16 protein-coding genes are annotated in these 19309 nt (G+C 60.7%); 7 read left to right on the top strand and 9 right to left on the bottom strand.

Going from position 1 to position 19309, the window contains the following annotated elements; all coding sequences use genetic code 11:
• Positions 1-178 precede the first annotated feature (178 nt).
• From gspG to RMV17_RS10475, 3 genes are all read left to right on the top strand, one after another.
• Positions 179-607 (top strand): type II secretion system major pseudopilin GspG, encoded by a 429-nt coding sequence (gene gspG, locus RMV17_RS10485; RefSeq protein WP_034152611.1) that lies wholly within the window; start codon positions 179-181, stop codon positions 605-607.
• A 14-nt stretch (positions 608-621) separates the two neighbouring features.
• Positions 622-1809 (top strand): type II secretion system F family protein, encoded by a 1188-nt coding sequence (locus tag RMV17_RS10480; RefSeq protein ID WP_311886450.1) that lies wholly within the window; start codon positions 622-624, stop codon positions 1807-1809.
• Between the two features lie 74 nt (positions 1810-1883).
• Entirely contained in the window at positions 1884-2447 is a 564-nt protein-coding gene (locus tag RMV17_RS10475; RefSeq protein ID WP_311886449.1) for a hypothetical protein, read from the top strand.
• 181 nt (positions 2448-2628) lie between these two features.
• Here the strand turns inward: RMV17_RS10475 and RMV17_RS10470 are convergent, their stop codons facing one another.
• On the bottom strand, positions 2629-3528 hold the full coding sequence (locus RMV17_RS10470) for a LysR family transcriptional regulator (RefSeq protein ID WP_311886448.1): 900 nt from the start codon (positions 3526-3528) through the stop codon (positions 2629-2631).
• Between the two features lie 129 nt (positions 3529-3657).
• Between RMV17_RS10470 and RMV17_RS10465 the strand changes: the two genes are divergently transcribed.
• Positions 3658-4677, top strand: a complete 1020-nt coding sequence (locus tag RMV17_RS10465) for an alpha/beta hydrolase (RefSeq protein ID WP_311886447.1) — start codon at positions 3658-3660, stop codon at positions 4675-4677.
• A 108-nt stretch (positions 4678-4785) separates the two neighbouring features.
• Positions 4786-6213, top strand: coding sequence for a mechanosensitive ion channel family protein (locus RMV17_RS10460; RefSeq protein ID WP_311886446.1), 1428 nt, complete (start codon positions 4786-4788; stop codon positions 6211-6213).
• A 334-nt stretch (positions 6214-6547) separates the two neighbouring features.
• Here RMV17_RS10460 and ycaC read toward each other — a convergent pair whose 3' ends face one another.
• From ycaC to RMV17_RS10425, 7 genes are all read right to left on the bottom strand, one after another.
• Entirely contained in the window at positions 6548-7171 is a 624-nt protein-coding gene (gene ycaC, locus RMV17_RS10455) for an isochorismate family cysteine hydrolase YcaC (RefSeq protein WP_007913541.1), read from the bottom strand.
• Positions 7172-7241: 70 nt separating this feature from the next.
• Positions 7242-9080 (bottom strand): amidohydrolase, encoded by a 1839-nt coding sequence (locus tag RMV17_RS10450; protein ID WP_311886445.1) that lies wholly within the window; start codon positions 9078-9080, stop codon positions 7242-7244.
• 43 nt (positions 9081-9123) lie between these two features.
• The gene (locus RMV17_RS10445; protein WP_034152620.1) at positions 9124-9750 is read right to left on the bottom strand and encodes an antibiotic biosynthesis monooxygenase; all 627 of its coding nucleotides are present in this window, start codon (positions 9748-9750) and stop codon (positions 9124-9126) included.
• Positions 9743-10159, bottom strand: a complete 417-nt coding sequence (locus RMV17_RS10440; protein ID WP_034152621.1) for a DoxX family protein — start codon at positions 10157-10159, stop codon at positions 9743-9745. Before RMV17_RS10440 ends, RMV17_RS10445 begins: the two co-directional genes overlap by 8 nt.
• A 118-nt stretch (positions 10160-10277) precedes the next feature.
• Complete coding sequence (locus tag RMV17_RS10435) at positions 10278-12023, bottom strand: hypothetical protein (RefSeq protein WP_311886444.1); 1746 nt, start codon at positions 12021-12023, stop codon at positions 10278-10280.
• Between the two features lie 111 nt (positions 12024-12134).
• Entirely contained in the window at positions 12135-13058 is a 924-nt protein-coding gene (locus RMV17_RS10430; protein ID WP_311886443.1) for a LysR substrate-binding domain-containing protein, read from the bottom strand.
• A gap of 53 nt (positions 13059-13111) precedes the next feature.
• Complete coding sequence (locus tag RMV17_RS10425; protein WP_311886442.1) at positions 13112-14095, bottom strand: MBL fold metallo-hydrolase; 984 nt, start codon at positions 14093-14095, stop codon at positions 13112-13114.
• Between the two features lie 247 nt (positions 14096-14342).
• On the opposite strand from RMV17_RS10425, the gene RMV17_RS10420 reads away from it, so the two are divergent.
• Positions 14343-14774 (top strand): helix-turn-helix domain-containing protein, encoded by a 432-nt coding sequence (locus RMV17_RS10420; RefSeq protein WP_108227079.1) that lies wholly within the window; start codon positions 14343-14345, stop codon positions 14772-14774.
• Positions 14775-14896: 122 nt separating this feature from the next.
• Entirely contained in the window at positions 14897-17803 is a 2907-nt protein-coding gene (locus RMV17_RS10415) for a winged helix-turn-helix domain-containing protein (RefSeq protein ID WP_311886441.1), read from the top strand.
• Here the strand turns inward: RMV17_RS10415 and RMV17_RS10410 are convergent.
• Complete coding sequence (locus tag RMV17_RS10410; RefSeq protein ID WP_311886440.1) at positions 17780-19237, bottom strand: winged helix-turn-helix domain-containing protein; 1458 nt, start codon at positions 19235-19237, stop codon at positions 17780-17782. The genes RMV17_RS10415 and RMV17_RS10410 overlap by 24 nt on opposite strands.
• Positions 19238-19309: the final 72 nt, after the last annotated feature.

Here is a 19309-nt window from a genome sequence, read left to right as displayed (position 1 = left end):
AATTGGGGGAAATGCCCCAATGGCCGATCACGTTTGAGCCATACGCAAGCACTGTGCCGACTCTTGAGAAGCCCGTACTACAAGGGCTTCAGCCAAGTTGACGTTCTTGAGTGGGGGCTGAGCATGGCAATTGCATAAGCCCTTTACGCGACAAGGCTGCCACTCACGGGAGGTCATCATGAAGCTGCAATTTCGTCCGCGTGACCAACGCGGTTTTACCCTGCTCGAATTGCTCGTGGTGCTGGTGGTGCTCGGCCTGTTGGCCGGGATCGTCGCGCCGAAATACTTCGCCCAACTCGGCCGCTCGGAAGTGAAAGTGGCCAAGGCGCAGATCGAAGGACTGAGCAAGGCACTGGACATCTATCGACTGGAGGTCGGCCATTACCCGTCCACCGAACAGGGCTTGCAAGCCTTGGTCACCGCACCGAGTGACGAGGCGAAATGGACCGGCCCGTACCTGCAGAAAAAGCTGCCGCAGGATCCGTGGGGGCGTAACTACACCTACCGCTATCCCGGCGAAAACAGCGAGTACGACTTGCTGTCGATGGGCAAGGACGGCCAGCCCGGCGGTGAAGGTGAAAACGCTGAAGTGACCAACTGGCAGTAAACGGAGCGCGGCCCATGCGATTTCATTTGAAAGCGGTCGGCAAGGCTGGCGTGGTGTCCTTGAGCGTCGAAGCGGCGGGCGACAGCGAGGCACGGCGGATCGCCGAGGACCAGGGTTTGCGCGTGCTCAGCTCGCACGCCGACAAGCATTGGCGTTCGCTGAAACTGCGCCAGCGCGAGACCTTCAATCTGGTGTTGTTCAGCCAGGAGCTGACCACGCTGCTCAATGCCGGCCTACCGTTGATCGATGCGCTGGAAAGCCTCGCCGAAAAAGAATCCGCGCCCGCTGCCCGGAAAACCTTGAGTGAGCTGGTGCGCCTGCTTTATGAGGGCAAATCCTTCTCGCAGGCGTTGGGCCAGTTGTCGGCGGTGTTCCCGCCGCTGTACGTGGCGCTGGTACAGTCCAGCGAGAAGACCGGTGCGGTCGGCGATGCGCTGGGCCGCTATGTCAGTTATCGCCAGCGCATGGACGAGGTGCGCCAGAAGATCATCAGCGCCTCGATCTACCCGATGCTGTTGTTGGTGGTCGGCGGTGGCGTGGTGTTGTTTTTGATGGGTTACGTGGTGCCGCGCTTCAGCCTGGTGTTTGAAGGACTGGGCAATAACCTGCCGTGGCTGTCGCAGGTATTGATGAGCAGTGGCATGTTTTTGCATGCGCATCAGGCGGAATTCTTCGGTGCGCTGGCGGCGTTTGTCATCGCCCTCGCCGTGCTGCAAAAGCAACCGGCGTTTCGCCGTGGGCTGGATCGGCTGGTGGAGAAGTTGCCGGCCGTGCATCAACGGATTTTCATGTATGAACTGGCGCGGTTTTATCGCTCGCTGGGGATTCTGCTGCAAGGCGGAATTCCGCTGGTGACCGCCATGAGCATGGTACGTGGCTTGCTCACCGTCGCTTCGCGGACGCGGCTGGATCAGGCTTGCGAGCGGGTGCGCGAGGGGCAATCGTTGTCCACCGCGCTGGAGCTCAATCACTTGGTGACACCGGTATCCCTGCGCCTGCTGCGCGCCGGTGAACAGTCCGGCAACCTCGGACAGATGATGGAACGCAGCGCCGACTTCTACGACGAGGAAATCAGCCGCTGGCTGGAGTGGTTCGTGAAGTTGTTCGAACCGCTGCTGATGACCTTCATCGGCCTGCTCATCGGGGTCATCGTGATCCTGATGTACATCCCGATTTTCGAACTGGCTTCGAGTATTCACTGACTCCGGGAACGGGTCCGGTCCCTGCAACAACACACTTTTACGTTCCCAACAAAACCACAAAGACGGAGAACGATATGCACATTAAAAAGCTCGTGCTCGCAATGGCCATCGGCGCAGTTCTGTCGGCGTCTACGGTCCTCATTCCGGACAGTTTGTCCGAGGTGTCCAGTGCTTATGCCAAGGATGGTGGGAGTGGTGGTGGAGGCGGTGGTAGCGGAGGCGGCGGTGGGGGCGGCGGAAGTGGAGGCGGAGGTGGAGGAAGTGGCGGTGGCAGCGGTGGAAATGGTGGCGGCGGAAGTGGCGGCGGAGGCAGTCACGGCGGTGGCGGCAACAGTGGTAGTGGTGGCAACAGTGGCCACAGCGGCAGCGACCACGGCTCGGGGCACTCGGGCGACAGCGCCTCATCCGGCCGCAACGGCGCCCATGCTGAAGCGGGAGATGACCATGGCGTCCACCGCGCTGGAGAAGTCGGCGATGACCACGGGGTCCACCGTGCTGGTGAAGTCGGTGATGATCGTGGCGTCCATGCTGCGGGCGAAGTCGGTGATGATCGTGGCGTCCATGCTGCGGCTGAAGCCGGCGATGATCGGGGTGTGCATGTCGGCGGTGAGCCGGGCGATGACAAGCGCGCCAACTGATCAATCCTGAAAACACCGCAACCCTTGTGGGAGCTGGCTTGCCAGCGATGAGGCCGGGTCAGACAAAATTGTATTGCCTGCCACATCGCCATCGCTGGCAAGCCAGCTCCCACAATGTTCTGCAGTGCGCACAAATTCCGCAGTCGCCTACGATCTCCTGCAGTTTTGATCCGCGTAAGGCTCAGAGGGCGACGTTGTTCTGGTTCAGGCGCTCGCGCAAAAAATCGACCAACGCCTGCACCGGCCTTGAAGCCTGACGATGCTGCGGATACACCGCCGACAACGTCAGCGGCTCCGGGCGCAGATCATCCAGCACCGGCACCAACCGGCCATCCTTTAACGCCGCGCCAACGATGAACGTCGGCAGATAAGTAATGCCCATCCCCTGCACCGCCGCATCCCTGAGCAACTCGCCGTTGTTCACGCGCATGCGTCCGGTGACGTTCACCAGCAGCGGCTTGCCCTGCCCCGCATTGAAACGCCATTGCACCGAGCGACCGTGCCCATACGGCAAGCAATCATGGCTATGCAGATCTTCAGGCTTGAGCGGCGTGCCGCGCTCGGCCAGATACGCCGGGCTGGCGCAGTACACCCGTTCGATGGATGCAATACGCCGGGCAATCAGCGTCGAGTCTTCCAGCACGCCAATGCGCAGTGCCAGATCGTAGCCCTCACCGAGCAAATCCACCGGCCGATCACTCAGATCAACCTCAACCGTGACTTCTCGATAGCGCTGCAAGAACAGCGGCAACAGACAGCCCAGATGCGCCACCGCAAACGACAGCGGCGCGCTCAAGCGAATCGTCCCGCGTGGTTCGGCGGTTTGTCCGGCGATGCCCTGCTCCACTTGTTCGACTTCACCCAACAGGCGCAACGCCGATTCGTAATAACTCTGCCCCAGCGGCGTGACGTCCAGGCGCCGCGTCGAGCGGTTCAACAACCGCACGCCGAGACGCTCCTCCAACTGCATCAACCGACGGCTGACGAACTGCTTGGACAGGCCCAGTTGATCGGCCGCGGAGGTAAAGCTGCCGGAGTCCATGACCTGGCAAAAAATACGCATGTCTTCGAACGGGTTCATTGTCACTCTCTGGTAGACAGTTAAACGCTTTATAGCCGCTTTTTCACTTCTCGGCACTCTATTAATCTGTGTCCACGGTGTTGAAACCAACCCCCCACAAACTCAACAAACTCAAAAATGGAATTGAACATGAACATCACGAAATCCCTCGCCGCTTCCCTCCTCGCCCTGTCCATCGGCAATGCTTTCGCCGCCGAGACCTCCGGTGTCGAACACAACACCCAAGCCTTCCTCAACGCCCTCGCCGCCGGCGGTGGCAAACCGCTGGAGCAACTGAGCCCGAAAGACGCCCGTGCGGTGCTGACCGGTGCGCAGGCTTCGGTGAAAGTGGACTTGTCCGGAATTGAAGTCAGCGACAAAGCGATCAAGGTCGACGGCCAGACGATCAACCTGAAAGTCGTGCGTCCGGCCAAGGTCAAAGGCGAGTTGCCGGTGTTCATGTTCTTCCACGGTGGCGGCTGGGTGCTCGGTGATTACCCAACGCACCAACGCCTGATTCGTGATCTGGTGGTGGGCTCTGGCGCCGTCGCGGTGTATGTCGATTACACGCCGTCGCCGGAAGCGCAGTACCCGACCGCGATCAATCAGGCTTACGCCGCCACCAAATGGGTGGCCGAGCACGGCAAGGACATCGGTGTCGACGGCAAACGTCTGGCCGTGGCCGGCAACAGCGTCGGCGGCAACATGGCGGCGGTCGTGGCGTTGATGGCCAAGGAACAGAAAGCCCCGGCGCTGCGCTTCCAGCTGCTGATGTGGCCGGTGACCAACGCACAGTTCGATGACGGTTCGTACCAGCAATTCGCCGAGGGCCATTTCCTCACCAAAGGCATGATGCAGTGGTTCTGGGACAACTACACCACCAACCCCGTCGAGCGTGCGCAGATTCACGCCTCGCCGCTCAACGCCAGCGCCGAACAGCTCAAGGGCTTGCCTGCCGCATTGGTGCAGACCGCCGAATTCGACGTGCTGCGGGATGAAGGCGAAGGCTATGCACGGCACCTCGACGCGGCCGGTGTGGCGGTGACCTCGGTGCGTTACAACGGGATGATTCATGACTTTGGCCTGCTCAATCCGTTGAGCCAGATTCCTGAGGTGAAAGCGGCGGTGCGTCAGGCGGCGGCTGAACTGAAAACTCATCTGAATCCTTAACAGCAAAAGATCGCAGCCTGCGGCAGCTCCTACATTGGAATACGTTCTTCTGTAGGCGCTGCCGCAGGCTGCGATCTTTTTATTGGCAGACACTTCGGAGCACCGGCCATGACCTTTTTCTACACTCACCTGCTGTCCTGGAGCGCTGCCCTGCTGCTGCTCGACGCTGTGCTCTGGCACTTCTCGCCCTTCACCCATCGCGCCCCGAGAGTCGCTGTGCGGCTGGTGCTGTTTCTCGCGTTCACGGCGCTGGTGATCAACGCCGGCGTCAGTCCGTTGCAGGCTCCGTTGTTCGCCGATGACCGCGTGGCGCAACTGGGTGCAACGGCGTTGGGGATTCTCTGGTGGCTGTACGCCGCGCGGGTGCTGACCGAAGTTATCGGCCTGGCGCTGATGCGTCGCATCGGCCACAGCGGTCGCTTGCTGCAGGACGTGATCGGTGCATTGGTGTTTCTGGTCGCCACCGTTGCCGCGGCCGGTTACGTGCTGGAACTGCCGGTAAAAGGCTTGCTGGCGACTTCGGGCGTGGTGGCCATCGTTGTCGGTCTGGCGCTGCAAAGCACTCTGGCCGATGTGTTTTCCGGGATCGTGCTCAACACCACCAAGCCGTATCAGGTGGATGATTTCGTGGTGATCGACGGCGTCGAAGGCAAGGTCTTCGACATCGACTGGCGCGCTACGCACTTGCTGACCAGCGCCGGGACCATGGCGGTGGTACCGAACTCGGTGGCGGCCAAGGCGAAGATCGTCAACCTCAGCCGTCCGAACAATATGCATGGCGTGTCGATCAGCATTCAGGTGCCGAATCACATCCGCCCGCGCCGGGTACTCGATGCGCTTGATCGCACCTTGCAGGGCAGCAGCTCTCTGTTGCTGACGCCAGCGCCGAAAGCCGTGCTGAAAGAGGCCGGCGAAACCATGTCGGAGTACGTCGCCAGCGGCTTCATCGCCGAGCTCGGCAAGAAAAGCGAAGTGCGCAATCAACTGTTCGACCTCGCCCACCGGCATCTTGAAGCGGCGGGCATTTCGCGGCATCCGGACGGCGTGATCGAGCCGTCGAGCCGCGCCCGCGCGTTGCTCGATGAAGTGAAAATCTTCCGCTCGCTGAGCAGTGATGAGCGCGATCGCCTGGCCGAATCGATGGTTGCGCAACAGTACGCGGCAGGCCAAGTGGTGCTGGATCTGGATGAAGTGCCGGACAGTCTGTTTGTGATTGCCACCGGGGTGGTCAGCGCAACGGTGCCGGACGGCGACAGCAAGGTCGAGGCCGGGCGGATGGGGCCGAGTGAGGTCATGGGTGAACAGAGCATTCTGGCAGATACGCCGTCCCAGGCGACGTTCACGGCGTTGACGTCGAGCATTATTTATCGTCTCGACAAGAGCCTGACTCGTGAGTGCATGGAGCAGCGCACGGAGGTGGGTCGGGCGTTGAACAAGTTGCAGGCGGTGCGGCAGCAGAACAGTCGCCTCGCGTTGATGGCCAAACCGGTGGCGGTGAGGAAAGGTGGGTTTCTGGGTTGGTTGCAGAAGCGTTGAAGCGGCAAGATCAAGATCAAAAGCCTCCCCCTCACCCCAGCCCTCCCGAAACGTCGGACCGCCCCCAAGGGGGCGAGGGGGAAAGGGAGCAGACCGCATGCAATTCAGAACCTGAGTTCGACTCGATATTGCACATCGGCGTACCTCGAGAGGACCCCTCGGTCAGTCCCCTCTCCCCAAGACCGCGAAAGGAAAGGGAGCCGATCTTCAAGCTGTTCAAAACTGAAGTTCGGCTCGGTATTGCACGTCGGCGTACCTCGAAAGAGCCCCTCGGTCAGTCCCCTCTCCCTCTGGGAGAGGGCTAGGGTGAGGGGCTTTTCAAACTCACACCGAATTACTTGGCAGTGAACTTGGTATAGCTATTGATCAAATTGCGATAGTTAGGCAGACGCTCCGACAGCAGATGCGCCAGACCTTCCATATCGTTGCGCCAGTCGCCCTGCAGCTCGCACGCCACCGAGAACCAGTTCAGCAGGTGGGCACCCGCCGCCGACATCCGCGCCCACGCCGCTTGTTGCACGGTGGTGTTGAAGGTGCCCGACGAATCCGTCACCACAAACACTTCGTAGCCTTCAGCAATGGCCGACAAGGTCGGGAACGCCACGCAAACGTCCGTCACCACGCCAGCGATGATCAGTTGCTTGCGACCGGTCGCCTTGATCGCTTTGACGAAGTCTTCGTTGTCCCAGGCATTGATCTGGCCTGGACGCTGAATGAACGGCGCATCCGGGAACTGCTCACGCAATTCAGGCACGATCGGGCCGTTGGGGCCAGCATCGAAACTGGTGGTCAGAATGGTCGGCAGCTTGAAGAACTTGGCGATGTCGCCCAGCGCCAGCACGTTGTTCTTGAATTCGTTCGGAGTGAAATCCTGGACCAGCGAGATCAGACCGGTCTGGTGATCGACCAGCAGCACAACTGCGTCATCTTTGTTCAGACGTGTGTAAGGAACGCTCATGGGAAAACTCCTGATGGACGGATGGATGAAGCGTTAAGCGCCGACCGGATTGCCGACGCTTCAGGGGAAATCAGAAAGCGAAGCAGGAACAGCCGAACGCGCCCCAGAAACCGGCGAAGTCGCTGACCGGCGCATTCGACATCCGCGCCTTTTCATGGCTGTGGGTGTGCACCGCGCACGGGCCGCTGCACTGGTGAACCTGCGCCTGCAATGGCGAATTTGGCCGCCAGTGGCCCGGGACTTTGACCACTGGCGACCAGTCCGGCAGTACTGGAATCGAGCGCGGGCCGAGGTCTTCGAAGTCGCCAGCGGCGTATACAATTTTGCCGCCGACCACGGTCATGACCGATTCGATCCACTTGATCGCTTCTTCCTCGACATGGAAGAAGTCCGCACTCAGCGCCGCCAGATCCGCCAGTTGCCCGACCTTGATCTGGCCCTTCTTGCCCTGCTCCGAGGAAAACCAGGCACTGCCGTGGGTGAACAGTTCCAGCGCGGTGGTGCGCGGCAAGCCTTCTTCGTACAGCGCCAGACCGCCGACGGTGCGGCCACTGACCATCCAGTACAGCGAGGTCCACGGGTTGTAGCTGGACACCCGTGTCGCATCGGTGCCGGCGCCGACCGGTACGCCTTCGGCGAGCATGCGCTTGATTGGCGGTGTGGCCTCGGCGGCTTGCTTGCCGTAGCGGTCGACAAAGTACTCACCCTGGAACGCCATGCGATCCTGAATCGCGATGCCACCTCCCAGCGCTTTCACCCGCTCGATGTTCTGCGGGGTAATGGTTTCAGCGTGGTCGAAGAACCACGGCAGACCGTTGAACGGAATGTCACGGTTGACCTTCTCGAACACGTCGAGCATGCGGCTGATCGATTCGTTGTAAGTGGCGTGCAAGCGGAACGGCCAGCGCTGCTCGACCAAGTGGCGCACCACTGGCTCCAGCTCTGCTTCCATGGTTTGCGGCAGGTCCGGGCGCGGTTCGAGGAAGTCTTCGAAGTCCGCTGCCGAGAACACCAGCATCTCGCCGGCGCCGTTGTGGCGCAGGAAGTCATCGCCCTGATGCAACTTGACGCTGCCGGTCCAGTTCTGGAAATCGCTCAGCTCTTCTTTCGGCTTCTGGGTGAACAGGTTGTAGGCGATACGCACGGTCAACTGGTCGTCTTTGGCCAGTTGTTCGATCACCTGATAATCGTCCGGGTAGTTCTGGAAACCACCGCCGGCATCGATCGCACTGGTCAGGCCGAGGCGATTGAGTTCGCGCATGAACTGGCGGGTCGAGTTGACCTGATATTCCAGCGGCAGCTTCGGTCCCTTGGCCAGCGTCGAGTAGAGAATCATCGCGTTCGGTCGCGCGACCAGCATGCCGGTCGGGTTGCCATTGCTGTCGCGAACGATCTCGCCACCCGGCGGGTTTGGCGTGTCGCGGGTGTAACCGGCCACGCGCAGCGCAGCGCGGTTGAGCAAGGCGCGGTCATACAGGTGCAGGATGAACACCGGGGTGTCCGGCGCAGCCTGATTGATTTCTTCGAGGGTCGGCATGCGTTTTTCGGCGAACTGGAATTCGTTCCAGCCACCGACCACGCGCACCCATTGCGGCGTCGGTGTGCGGTCGGCCTGATCCTTGAGCATGCGCAGCGCATCGGCCAGCGACGGCACACCTTCCCAGCGCAGTTCGAGGTTGTAGTTCAAACCGCCACGGATCAGGTGCAAGTGCGAGTCGTTGAGACCCGGAATGACGCAGCGGCCATGCATATCGACCACTTGCGTGTTGGGCCCGCGCAGAGCCATAGCCTGATTGTCGTTGCCGACAACCACGAAGCGGCCATCGGTGATTGCCACGGCACTGGCCAGCGGTTTGGTGCGGTCAACGGTGTGAAATTGACCATTGAACAGAATCAGATCGGCGCTCATCGCAGTTCCTCAAGCAAAGTGAAAAGGAGCGAACCCCGCGCGCTCAGCGTGGCGAGGTTTCTTGGGAATCGAGGTGTTCATGGGCCTGGCTGGCTTCGAGCCACGGCGTAAACAAACGGGTGACCGGCGGCATCACCACGTACACCACCGACAGGACGATGGTCAGGGTGATCAGGAACGTGGCGACCACGTAGTTGGAAAGAATCGGATGCAGCGCCAGCAGCGGCCCCCAGATCAACGGCACGAGCAAGGTGTGCGGCAGAATCACCAGCAGCGTGACCACTGCTTGCTTCCAGCGCGGCGGCGGCGAAGCGGCATCGGCCAGTGGTGTAAACCAGAATTCCTTGATCGGCGCGACTTCAGTCTGATCGCCGTCAGCCAGCATCGGCGCCGCTTCGGCGACCAGTGCCTGACGCTGCGGCGATTCCAGCCAGCCTTGCATCGCTTCGGTGCTGCTGAAACGCAGCACGCAGGTATAGAAATCGAGACGGCCGCGCTTGCCGCGCACCACGTCCACGCCCAAATGGCCTTCGCGCTGCCCCGCCACGCGGACGATATTGCGCAGCCAGGCTTCATACGCCGCCTCGAAACCGGCCTTGACCCGGTGCTTGATGATCAGCGTGACCGTCTCATCGGCCCCCGGTGCTTGTGGATTGAGGACTTCAGGCATAACGCAACACTCCGGGCAAACGAACAGGAATCACCAGCCGTCCCGGCCCGGCGATCAACACAGTGGTAAACAGGATCAGCAGCAACCAGCCGAACTGCCCCTCAGCCACACTCCATTGCGGATGCACGACCAACAGCGCCACCAGCAGCACAAAGAGAATAGGCACGCAGGCCAATCGCGCCAGTAACCCGGCGACGATCAGTAGTGGGCAGAGGACTTCGGCGAAGATCGCCAGGATCAAAGTGAGGTGGGCACCGAGGTGGAACGGGTCTTCGATCAGCTGCAGTTGCGCGGTGAAGTCGAGCAGCTTGGGCAAGCCGTGGACCCACAGCAGAAACAACCCACCGCTGACCCGCAGGAACAGTAAACCGAGGTCGCGCGACCGTTCTTCTCGTTGCGAAGCGTTCATGACCCCACCCTTGAAATGTCATTGGCGTGAATCATGCCAATGACGGGCGGGGGGAAATTGGATGGATGTGCTCAGTTGCGACGACTGTTACACGATGACGCTGGCTGAGGTTTTGATTTCAAGGCACTGCTCGGATTGTGTACTCCTGTGTCTGAAATACCGTTGCCGTATCAAAGTTTGCAACCTGATCCAGATTGACGCAGAACCGAATGATCAGCTTGCTCCTATCCTTCAGCAGCCGTAGATAATTGGCCGAAACAAGCGCGGTGTAACCACTATTCGTCACCCAGGCCCGATGCACCATGTTAGTGGTGCCCACCCACATCTGCAGATTGTGTGCGCCGGTGTTTCTCTCCCCCTCCAAAAAAAGCCAGATTCGTTGTCCCATAGAAATATGCGGCCATATTCCAAACATCAGATTCGCGCCGGACGGGACATCTTTCAGATCGAGTATGTCGGTGCCGTTGGCCTGAGTGATCACCGGAGCCGCGAGTCGATTCAGCGTAATCGGCAACACGTTGAGACGCAGAGGTTGCGGGGTCTCCAGCGCGGAAGTGCCTCGGGTCCAGGTAACCATCACCTCCATTATTTTTCCAATGCTGAATGGCACCAACGATACGGGCAAATTGATTCTGATCGGCCTTGTGGTGCCGGCCGCAACCGGCGTGGTGGTGTGCGAACCTGCGGGAGGAGTGCCGTCAGCAGCTTTCACCGTCACTGAAACCATATCGCTGGGCTGCACGTCGAGATCCACCAAAGCAGTCAGGGTTGTGACAGCGCTAAGCGGATCGAGGTTGAGGTTATCGGGAGCCTCGGCAATCTTCACCGGCAGGTTTTGCGTCACGACGTTGATTCGCCTTGCATTTGAGGCGCTTCCGCTGCCATCCGCCAACCTCACCGTAAACTCATGCGATCCACCGGTCAGGTCAGCCGCGACGTACTGCCAGTTACCGTCAACGACATCGGCCGTGTCGAGTCTGGTCTTGCCATCGAACACATTTACGGTGTCGGTAGCGGTGCCGCTTAGCGTGACCGTGGTGTATCGGGTGTCCGCGCCGTCGAGTATGTCTCCATCAGGATCGGTGACTGACGATATCCTCGGACCACTGGAGGCCCCCGTCAGCACGATGTAGTTTCGATGTGCAAATGGCTGTGCGAGGAGCGGATCCTGACTTCCTTGCAGCCCAGCCATGAGGCTCAGCGACAGCACGCTGCGATCATGCAGACGTTGCAGTGGTGCAGCAGGGAAGTTCTGTTCGAAGAAACCGAAGCGGTTGAATTCGTCATCGACCACATTGTCCGGCGCTTGCCAGTACGTCGCCTCGAAATCACTGCCATCGGCATTTGTGCCTTTGAGCTTTAGCCAGAAGGGATTGCCGCGCCTGCCCAGTAGCCATGCATTGGTTCGCAAGGTGAACTCGGAAAGGTCGCCGACATTCAGTTCACCTCCCTGACCGTCGTTGTCGGCCTGTCGGATGAATGGCCGAGGCAGGTTCAATTGATTGATGCGTGTGATGTAAAGCGGCAAAGGCTGTGAAGTAACAGGCGGTTCAGTGCCACGATAAACCGTGTAAGTGACGATGACGGTTTGTTCGAAGTTGAAAGCCACCAAGAGGTTATCAATATGGGTCTGGAAAGGACCTTGAAATCCGCCGATCGGTATGCGCGGTGATGTGTAGGACCCAGCGCCTGGCGTACCCGCCCACGTGATTGTGAGAATGTCTCCGGCCTGCCAATCGAAGTCGATTATCACCGTCAGGTTGTACCGAGCGGCCTCTGGGTCCAGCAAACCGTCAGGGCGACTTTCTTTGATTGAGAGCGGCGGCAGACTGCTACTGTCCAGCGCGGGTATCAGCGTGTCCATGTTCACGTCCTTTTTGGCTACCTTTCGACATCGGCCAATCAGACATGTGAATGCGGAGATGCGCCACTGTCAGAACTAACAGGTCAAGCGCTGTTTCAGACGAACGGACGCTCACATCCCGGGAATATCCAGAGGCGCCGCCATGAACTGGCTGATCCGCGAGCGCAACCATTTTTCCGCCGGATCGTTGTCATGCACCCCGCTCCACGCCATCGACAATTGCGCCGCATCAATCGGGAATGGCGGATCTTCGGCGCGCAGGGCACAGCCCTCAACCAACGCGCAGGCCGCGTAATCCGGCACGGTGGCGATCATCTCGGTGCCGGCGAGCAAGGCGCGCAGGCCGCTGAATTGCGGCACGCCCAGCACCACACGGCGCGTACGGCCAACCTTGGCCAGATCCAGGTCGATATTGCCGCTCAGATCGCCCGAAAACGACACCATCGCATGCGGGCGCTCGCAGTATTCGTCGAGCGTCAGCGGCCCCGGACGGTCGTCGCCGCGCAGGACTTTACAGGGAATGTCGCGCAGTTTTTTGCGCTTGGCGTTGGCCGGCAATTCAGTGGTGTAACTGACGCCGACGGAGATTTCTCCAGAGGCCAACAGCGCCGGCATCAGCAGGTAGTTGGCGCGGCGCACCACCACGACAATCCCCGGTGCTTCTTGCTGAAGCTGACGCAGCAACGGCGGAAACAGGCCGAATTCGGCGTCGTCCGACAGACCGATGCGAAACACGTCGCAACTGCTCGCCGGTTCGAACTCTTTGGCCCGGCTGACCGCGCCAGAGATGACGTCCATCGCCGGTTGCAACTCCTTGAGAATCGCCAGCGCCCGCGCGGTCGGCTCCATGCCGCGACCGTTGCGCAGCAGTAACGGATCGTCGAACAGATCGCGCAAACGCCCCAACGCAGCGCTGACGGCCGGTTGCCCCATGAACAGCTTTTCGGCGACGCGGGTCAGGTTTTTTTCGAACATCAGCGCTTCGAAAATCACCAGCAGGTTCATGTCGACGCGACGCAGATCGTTACGGTTCATGGGCATGTTTTCCTTTTCGTGTCAGCTGTTTTTGCGGGTGGGCGCTGCGCACTTTACTCGATTAACGGCACCTTGGCCGCGCGCTTGTACGGACCGTATTCCACGGGCACCCACTGAAAATGTTTGCCCTGCGCGGTGATGTGACCGATGCCCGGGAACGGCAGGTGCGCCGCCGTCACCCACGTCTTGCTGGCGACCGCCGCACTGAAGACCGTCTGACGAGCGCTGATCGCTTGCGCACTGTTGACGTCAAAGCCGATAGACACTTCCGGATGCTCGAACTGCACAGCGAGGTTATGTACCAGATCCCCCATGAAAACGATGCTCTGATTCTGCGAGGTGAAACGGTAGGTGGTGCTGCCCGGCGTATGTCCGGCTTCGAGTGTCGCTTCGACTACTCCCGGCAACGGCGACTGGCCAGCGGCGAATGTCTTGAAACGCCCGGCGGCGACGTACGGCGCAGTGGACTCCTGGGCGATCTTGAAAAACTCTCTGGCGCCGGCCGGAGCTTTGGTCTGCGCGGTCGGGTCGAGCCAGTAATCCGCTTCCGCCTTGGCGGCGTACACCGTGGCATGGCTGAACAACGCTTGTTTCTGTGCATCGACCAGACCACAGACATGATCGAGGTGCAGGTGCGTCAGCAAGATCGTATCGACCTGCTCTGGCTCGTAGCCGGCCGCCCGCATATTCGCCAGGAGCTGCCCGGCGGTGGCGCCAATGCATTGCCCGGCGCCGCTGTCGACCAGAATCAGTTGCTTGCCGGTATTGACCAGAAACGCATTGAACGCCGTCTGGACACCCGGGGTTTCGATCGAACGGCGTGCCAGCAGCGCCCGAATCCGGGCCTGACTCATGCCCTGCAACAGCTTCGGCGACAGGTCGTTGTACCCATCGAACAACGCGGTGACCTCGTAATCCCCCACAGCCAGGCGGAAATAGCCCGGCGCCTGAGTGCCTTGCTGTGGTGCCTGCGCCATGGCACCGGAAATCACCAGCGCGCACGTCAGCGCCGTCGCTGCTTTAAAGATGCCTTTCATTTGATTCCCCTTGGACCTGCCGATTGTGGCGCCCCATCGATTCGCCACGCTTGCAGTCATCGTGCAGCAAACTGCGCGGCGCAGACTTGCAGGGATGTGCTGAGTTCAGGTCAATGCGCTCGAATTAACAACGATTAACTCGTCAGCCTCCCACCCTCGGCCAACAATGAAACCCTCTGCACAGCGTTGTTTTTTGACCTGAGGGGATGCGCCGTCCGTGCATTCCCCATCGACACGGACTTTGGCCATGGCTCATTTACAGCACAGCGTCGCCCTCGCCCCTGCCAACGAACCACGCAAGACCGGGATCGGCGGGCTCAGTCCGCAGCGCGAACGACAGGTCAAACAACTGATCCTCGAACGTCTGGGCGAAAGCCTGGAAGTGACCGAGCTGGCCCGCGCCTGTTCACTGTCACGCAGCCATTTTTCCCGCGCCTTCAAATGCAGCACCGGGTTATCGCCGCAGGACTGGATTCGTACCCAGCGCCTGGCGCGGGCCAAACTGTTGATCCAGCACACCGACCTGAGCCTGACGCAAATCAGCCTCGAATGCGGATTCTGCGATCAGGCGCATTTTTGCCATATGTTCACCCGTAGCGAAGGCATCAATCCGTTTGCCTGGCGCTGCCAGATCATGCGTGAACCCAAGAGTCACCGTTCACAGCCCGCCGTGTTTTGATCGCGGCCCCCGTTGCACTGACGCTCAAACCTGAGGATTATGCCGGGACACCCCGGATTAGACGGCCTGCGCACGCGCCCGCCGCTACTCCGCACTGTCCGCCGCACCGCAGGAGTGAGCTGTTGAGTCTTTCGCCAAATCAGGTCCTTGGTTTTGGTCCCTATCGGATTCATCCCGGACAACGTCTGGTGCTCGAAGGCGAACAGCCGTTGCGCCTGGGCCGACGGGCGATGGACATCCTCCTGATTCTGCTGGCGCATGCCGGCGAGGTGGTGAGCAAGCAGCAATTGATGGCCGGGGTCTGGCCGGACAGCGTGGTCGAGGACATCAACCTGCGGGTGCACATGGCGGCACTGCGCAAAGCCCTCGGGGACGGTCAGGCCGGCCAGCGTTACATCATCACCGTGGCGCAACGAGGTTACAGTTTCGTCGCCCCGGTTTTACCGCAATCCATGGAGGAGCGTCCTGTGGGCGATGCTGGCGGTCGGCACAATTTGCCGTTGCGACGTACGCGCATGATCGGTCGCCAGGCGCTCGTCGACAGCTTGATGACGCAGTTGCCACGCCAACGCTGCATCACTCTGGTCGGCCCCGGCGGAATCGGCAAGACCACGGTGGCCTTGCGCGTGGCCGAGCAGTTGATCGGGCATTACCGCGACGGGATTCGGCTGGTGGACCTGGCAACGCTCAACGATCCCCGGCTGATTTGCTCACACCTGGCCACCCTGCTCGACCTGGCACTCCTCGAAGGCGATCCGCTGGCGGCGCTGGTCAACGGCCTGCAACAGCGGCAGATGCTATTGCTGCTCGACAACTGCGAACACCTGATCGATGCCGTCGCGACGCTCAGCGAAAGCATTCTGCGCGGGGCGCCGAAGGTGCATATCCTCGCCACCAGCCGCGAGAGTCTGCGGGCCGAAGGCGAATTTGTGCAGCGTCTCGATTCCCTTGAATACCCGTCGATGAACGCGACATTGAATCGTCAGCAGGCGCTGGATCATTCGGCGCTGCAACTGTTCATCGAACGAGCGACGGCCGCGCAGGAAAGCTTCGAACTGAGCGACGCACAGCTGCCGCAAGCGATCGAGATCTGCCATCGACTCGACGGCATTCCACTGGCGTTGGAGCTGGCGGCCGCGCAGGTCGCCGAACTGGGCCTGGAAGGTTTGCTGAACCAATTGCAGGGCCGTTTGCCACCGCTGGCGGCGGGTAATCAAAGCAGTCTTGAGCGACATCTCACCCTGCGCGCCACGCTGGACTGGAGTTTCAACCTGCTCGACCGTTGCGAGCAAACCTGTCTGCGTCGTCTGGGCGTGTTTTGCGGTGGTTTTACGTTGGAGTCAGCAGCGGCGGTAATCATCGGCCAACAGATCGACCCCGGCGTGGTGTTTGTATCGATCACCCAACTGGTGGCCAAATCACTGCTCAACGTCGAGGTCGGTGATGAAGAGGTGTTCTATCGCCTGCTCGACACGACCCGCCGTTATGCCCTGGAAAAACTCGAGCACGCCGCCGAATGCGAGGAAACCCGCCAACGGCATGCCGAACGTTGTCTGGCGTTGATGCAGCAGGCGCAGAGCGATTGGGACAATACACCGACGGCGTTATGGATCGAACGCTATGCGCGAGGGCTGGAAGATTTGCGCGCGGCGCTGGACTGGAGCCTGAATGGTGGCGGCCCGGGTGGTCTGGGGATTCGCCTGACAGCAGCGTCGGCGCCGTTGTGGCAGGAATTGTCGTTGCTCAAAGAGTACGGCGGCTATGTGCGCCGGGCGCTGAGCCTGTTTGACGAACTCAACGAGCCCTGCCCGCGCCTGAAAATCTCTCTGAAACTGGCCCTTGGCAGTGCCTGCTATCACACGTGGGGAGGCACCCCGGAAACCATCGAAGCATTCGCCGAGGCCCGCCAGTTGGCCCACGAACACGACGACGTCGCCGGTCAATTACGCGCGGTGTCCGGGCACATGGCGGTCAACCTCAGTTGCGGGCACTACCGCATGGCGCTGGCGCAGAGCGAACAGTTCGACCGCCTCGGTGTGCACGGTGACCCTTTGCTGTCATTGAGTACCCACCGCTTGCGGGTACTGGCCCTGCACTATGCCGGAGACCAGCCGCAGGCGCGCATTCATGCCGAGCAGGTGCTGCAGCGCATGGCGCACAGCGGCCATGTCAACCGCTTCACTCATGGTTTTGGCGTGCAGTACGACCAGAGTGTCGCGTCGCTGACGGTGCTGGCGCGAGTGTTATGGGTGCAGGGTTTACCGGAGCAGGCGTGGCAAACGGCTCGGCTGGCTCTGGATATTGCCGTGCAGATCGACCATGGCACCTCGATTTGTTACACCCTGGCATTGGCCAGTTGCCTGATCGCTCATTACAACGGCGATCAGCAGAACGCCCGGGCGCTGTTGCAGTTGTTGCTGGAGCAATCGCAGAAGCATTCGGTGCTGCTGTTCAACACGTGGGCGCGGCACTATGCGCAGGTGATTGACGCGCAAGCCAGCATGCCCGTGCCGAAGGACAGCAGTGGGCTGATTCGGGAAATCATGGTGACGCTGGATGGCTGTTTTGTGGATGACGCACTGTTTGAGCGAGCGCTGAATGGTGATGCAGGGTGGAGCACGGCGGAGATCCTGCGGGCTCGGGCAAATTCGTTATTGAGTGGCGATCCGGATTGTCTGGACGGGCCCCTTCGCGAGCAAGCTCGCTCCCACATGGGTTCTGAGCACACCCAAAATCTCTGTGGGAGCCAGCTTGCTCGCGAAGAGGTTCTCCTGAACGCCACCAATATTCAGCAAGCCGAAGCACTCCTGCAACAATCCCTGACCATCGCCCGCACCCAAGGCGCGCTCGCCTGGGAACTGCGCAGTGCCACGTCACTGGCGCAACTCTGGCACCGCCAATCGCGCTGCCAAGAGGCGCTGGATTTGCTCACGCCGATCTATCAGCGCTTCACCGAGGGCTACGCGACCCCGGACTTGCGCAAGGTGCGCTTGCTGATGGACGAACTACGCCAGCACGTGCAGGCCTGAGGTTCGGCGAATACGCTGGATGTAACGCGCATGCCGGCGTTCAAGCTCAATCCCTTCACCGCTGCGCTCAAGTTGCTCGCGGGCATAGCAGCGGGTGGTGTTGAGCAAACGGTATCGGCCTGTACCGCCGCCCCGCTCCACCACCAGCAATGACTTGCGCGCCAGACCTTCAATGAGCGCGGCAAGCCGCGACGACGCCAGTTGCGGGCAACTGATCACCGCCAGCGCCGCCTCCAGGGTAAACGCCATTTTGAACACCGATAAACGCTGCAGCGCGCGTTGCTCCTGCTCGCTCAAGCGTTGGTAGCTCCAGTCGAGTGCCGCCTGCATCGATTGGTGGCGTGACACAGCGGTGCGTCGGCCTTGACTGAGCACTTGCAGACCTTGGGGCATTTGCGCCTGCAAGCCGACCAACGCCAAGGCATCGATCTGCGCCGCCGCCAGTTCAATCGCCAGCGGTAAACCGTCGAGTTGGCGACAGATCTGAAGAACAGCTTTGACATCCTGCTCACGCAAGCGGAAATCATGCTGTCGCGCTCGAGCGCGGCTGACAAACAACTGCACCGCCGAATGGCCCATGGCTTCGATGAGGCAATCGCCTGCCGAACGTTTCGGCAGGGTCAGCGGTGGCACGTACTGATGGGTTTCCAGACTGACCTGCAAGGCCTCGCGGCTGGTGGCGAGAATCGACAGTCGGGGAGCGGCCTCGAGCAACGTTTCAACCACTGCTTTGCAGGCATCGCGACGATGGTCAGCGTTATCCAGCAGCAGCAACGCATGGCGCGTCGACAGTCCGGGCAAATCGCTGTCAAGGGTGCGTAGCACCTGATCGAGCAGCGGAGTGTCGTCGTCGATCAAGCTCAGATCGATCTGCCACACGCCATCTCTGTAGTACTGCAACAGCAGTTCCGCGACCCGCAACGCGACAGTGGATTTACCCACCCCTGCCGCTCCCGTGAGAGTCATCAGCCGACACAGCGGCATTTGCCGCACCAGCCCGCCGACCAGAGAGTCGCGCCCGGCGACCGGGCTCAGTCGTGCTGGCAGATTATGCTGCGGCGTTTGCAGGCCTTCGAAGACCACTTGCGCGGCACTGTCGCAACGCACCGGGGCGATAAAACTGTAACCGCATTGCGGCACGTTAACGATGTAGCGCTGACCGTTTTCGCCGTCACCCAAGGCGCGCCGGAGCGCGGCGATGTGCACGCGCAGGTTGATCTCCTCGACTATCGACGTCGGCCACACCAGGGCGATCAATTGCTCTTTCCTGACCACTCGCCCGGCACGCTCGACCAGCACCTGCAAAATGTCCAGCGCGCGACCGCCCATGCGCAGTGGCCGATCTCCATGGAGTATCAGCCGTTGGCGCAGATGGAAGGCGTAAGGGCCGAAATGCAGCACCGACGCCGCGTTGAAATCGATGAGGCTATCCATGCCAACTATCTTGGCAGCCTCAGATGACGCGACAACCGCTATACGGGGCGCAACACGGACATACGGGTGCGC

It is taken from the genome of Pseudomonas sp. VD-NE ins, from assembly GCF_031882575.1.
Classification (GTDB): domain Bacteria; phylum Pseudomonadota; class Gammaproteobacteria; order Pseudomonadales; family Pseudomonadaceae; genus Aquipseudomonas; species Aquipseudomonas fluorescens_BZ.
The sequence above is the reverse complement of the archived record's forward strand: the minus strand, read 5'-3'. Positions and strand labels throughout refer to the sequence as shown.

What these genes read in the sequence shown, in the direction of transcription:
- gspG (WP_034152611.1), top strand. Translation starts at nt 179, where the DNA reads ATGAAGCTGCAATTTCGTCCGCGTGACCAACGCGGTTTTACCCTGCTC.
- RMV17_RS10480 (WP_311886450.1), top strand. Translation starts at nt 622, where the DNA reads ATGCGATTTCATTTGAAAGCGGTCGGCAAGGCTGGCGTGGTGTCCTTG.
- RMV17_RS10475 (WP_311886449.1), top strand. Translation starts at nt 1,884, where the DNA reads ATGCACATTAAAAAGCTCGTGCTCGCAATGGCCATCGGCGCAGTTCTG.
- RMV17_RS10470 (WP_311886448.1), bottom strand. Translation starts at nt 3,528, where the DNA reads ATGAACCCGTTCGAAGACATGCGTATTTTTTGCCAGGTCATGGACTCC.
- RMV17_RS10465 (WP_311886447.1), top strand. Translation starts at nt 3,658, where the DNA reads ATGAACATCACGAAATCCCTCGCCGCTTCCCTCCTCGCCCTGTCCATC.
- RMV17_RS10460 (WP_311886446.1), top strand. Translation starts at nt 4,786, where the DNA reads ATGACCTTTTTCTACACTCACCTGCTGTCCTGGAGCGCTGCCCTGCTG.
- ycaC (WP_007913541.1), bottom strand. Translation starts at nt 7,171, where the DNA reads ATGAGCGTTCCTTACACACGTCTGAACAAAGATGACGCAGTTGTGCTG.
- RMV17_RS10450 (WP_311886445.1), bottom strand. Translation starts at nt 9,080, where the DNA reads ATGAGCGCCGATCTGATTCTGTTCAATGGTCAATTTCACACCGTTGAC.
- RMV17_RS10445 (WP_034152620.1), bottom strand. Translation starts at nt 9,750, where the DNA reads ATGCCTGAAGTCCTCAATCCACAAGCACCGGGGGCCGATGAGACGGTC.
- RMV17_RS10440 (WP_034152621.1), bottom strand. Translation starts at nt 10,159, where the DNA reads ATGAACGCTTCGCAACGAGAAGAACGGTCGCGCGACCTCGGTTTACTG.
- RMV17_RS10435 (WP_311886444.1), bottom strand. Translation starts at nt 12,023, where the DNA reads ATGGACACGCTGATACCCGCGCTGGACAGTAGCAGTCTGCCGCCGCTC.
- RMV17_RS10430 (WP_311886443.1), bottom strand. Translation starts at nt 13,058, where the DNA reads ATGAACCGTAACGATCTGCGTCGCGTCGACATGAACCTGCTGGTGATT.
- RMV17_RS10425 (WP_311886442.1), bottom strand. Translation starts at nt 14,095, where the DNA reads ATGAAAGGCATCTTTAAAGCAGCGACGGCGCTGACGTGCGCGCTGGTG.
- RMV17_RS10420 (WP_108227079.1), top strand. Translation starts at nt 14,343, where the DNA reads ATGGCTCATTTACAGCACAGCGTCGCCCTCGCCCCTGCCAACGAACCA.
- RMV17_RS10410 (WP_311886440.1), bottom strand. Translation starts at nt 19,237, where the DNA reads ATGGATAGCCTCATCGATTTCAACGCGGCGTCGGTGCTGCATTTCGGC.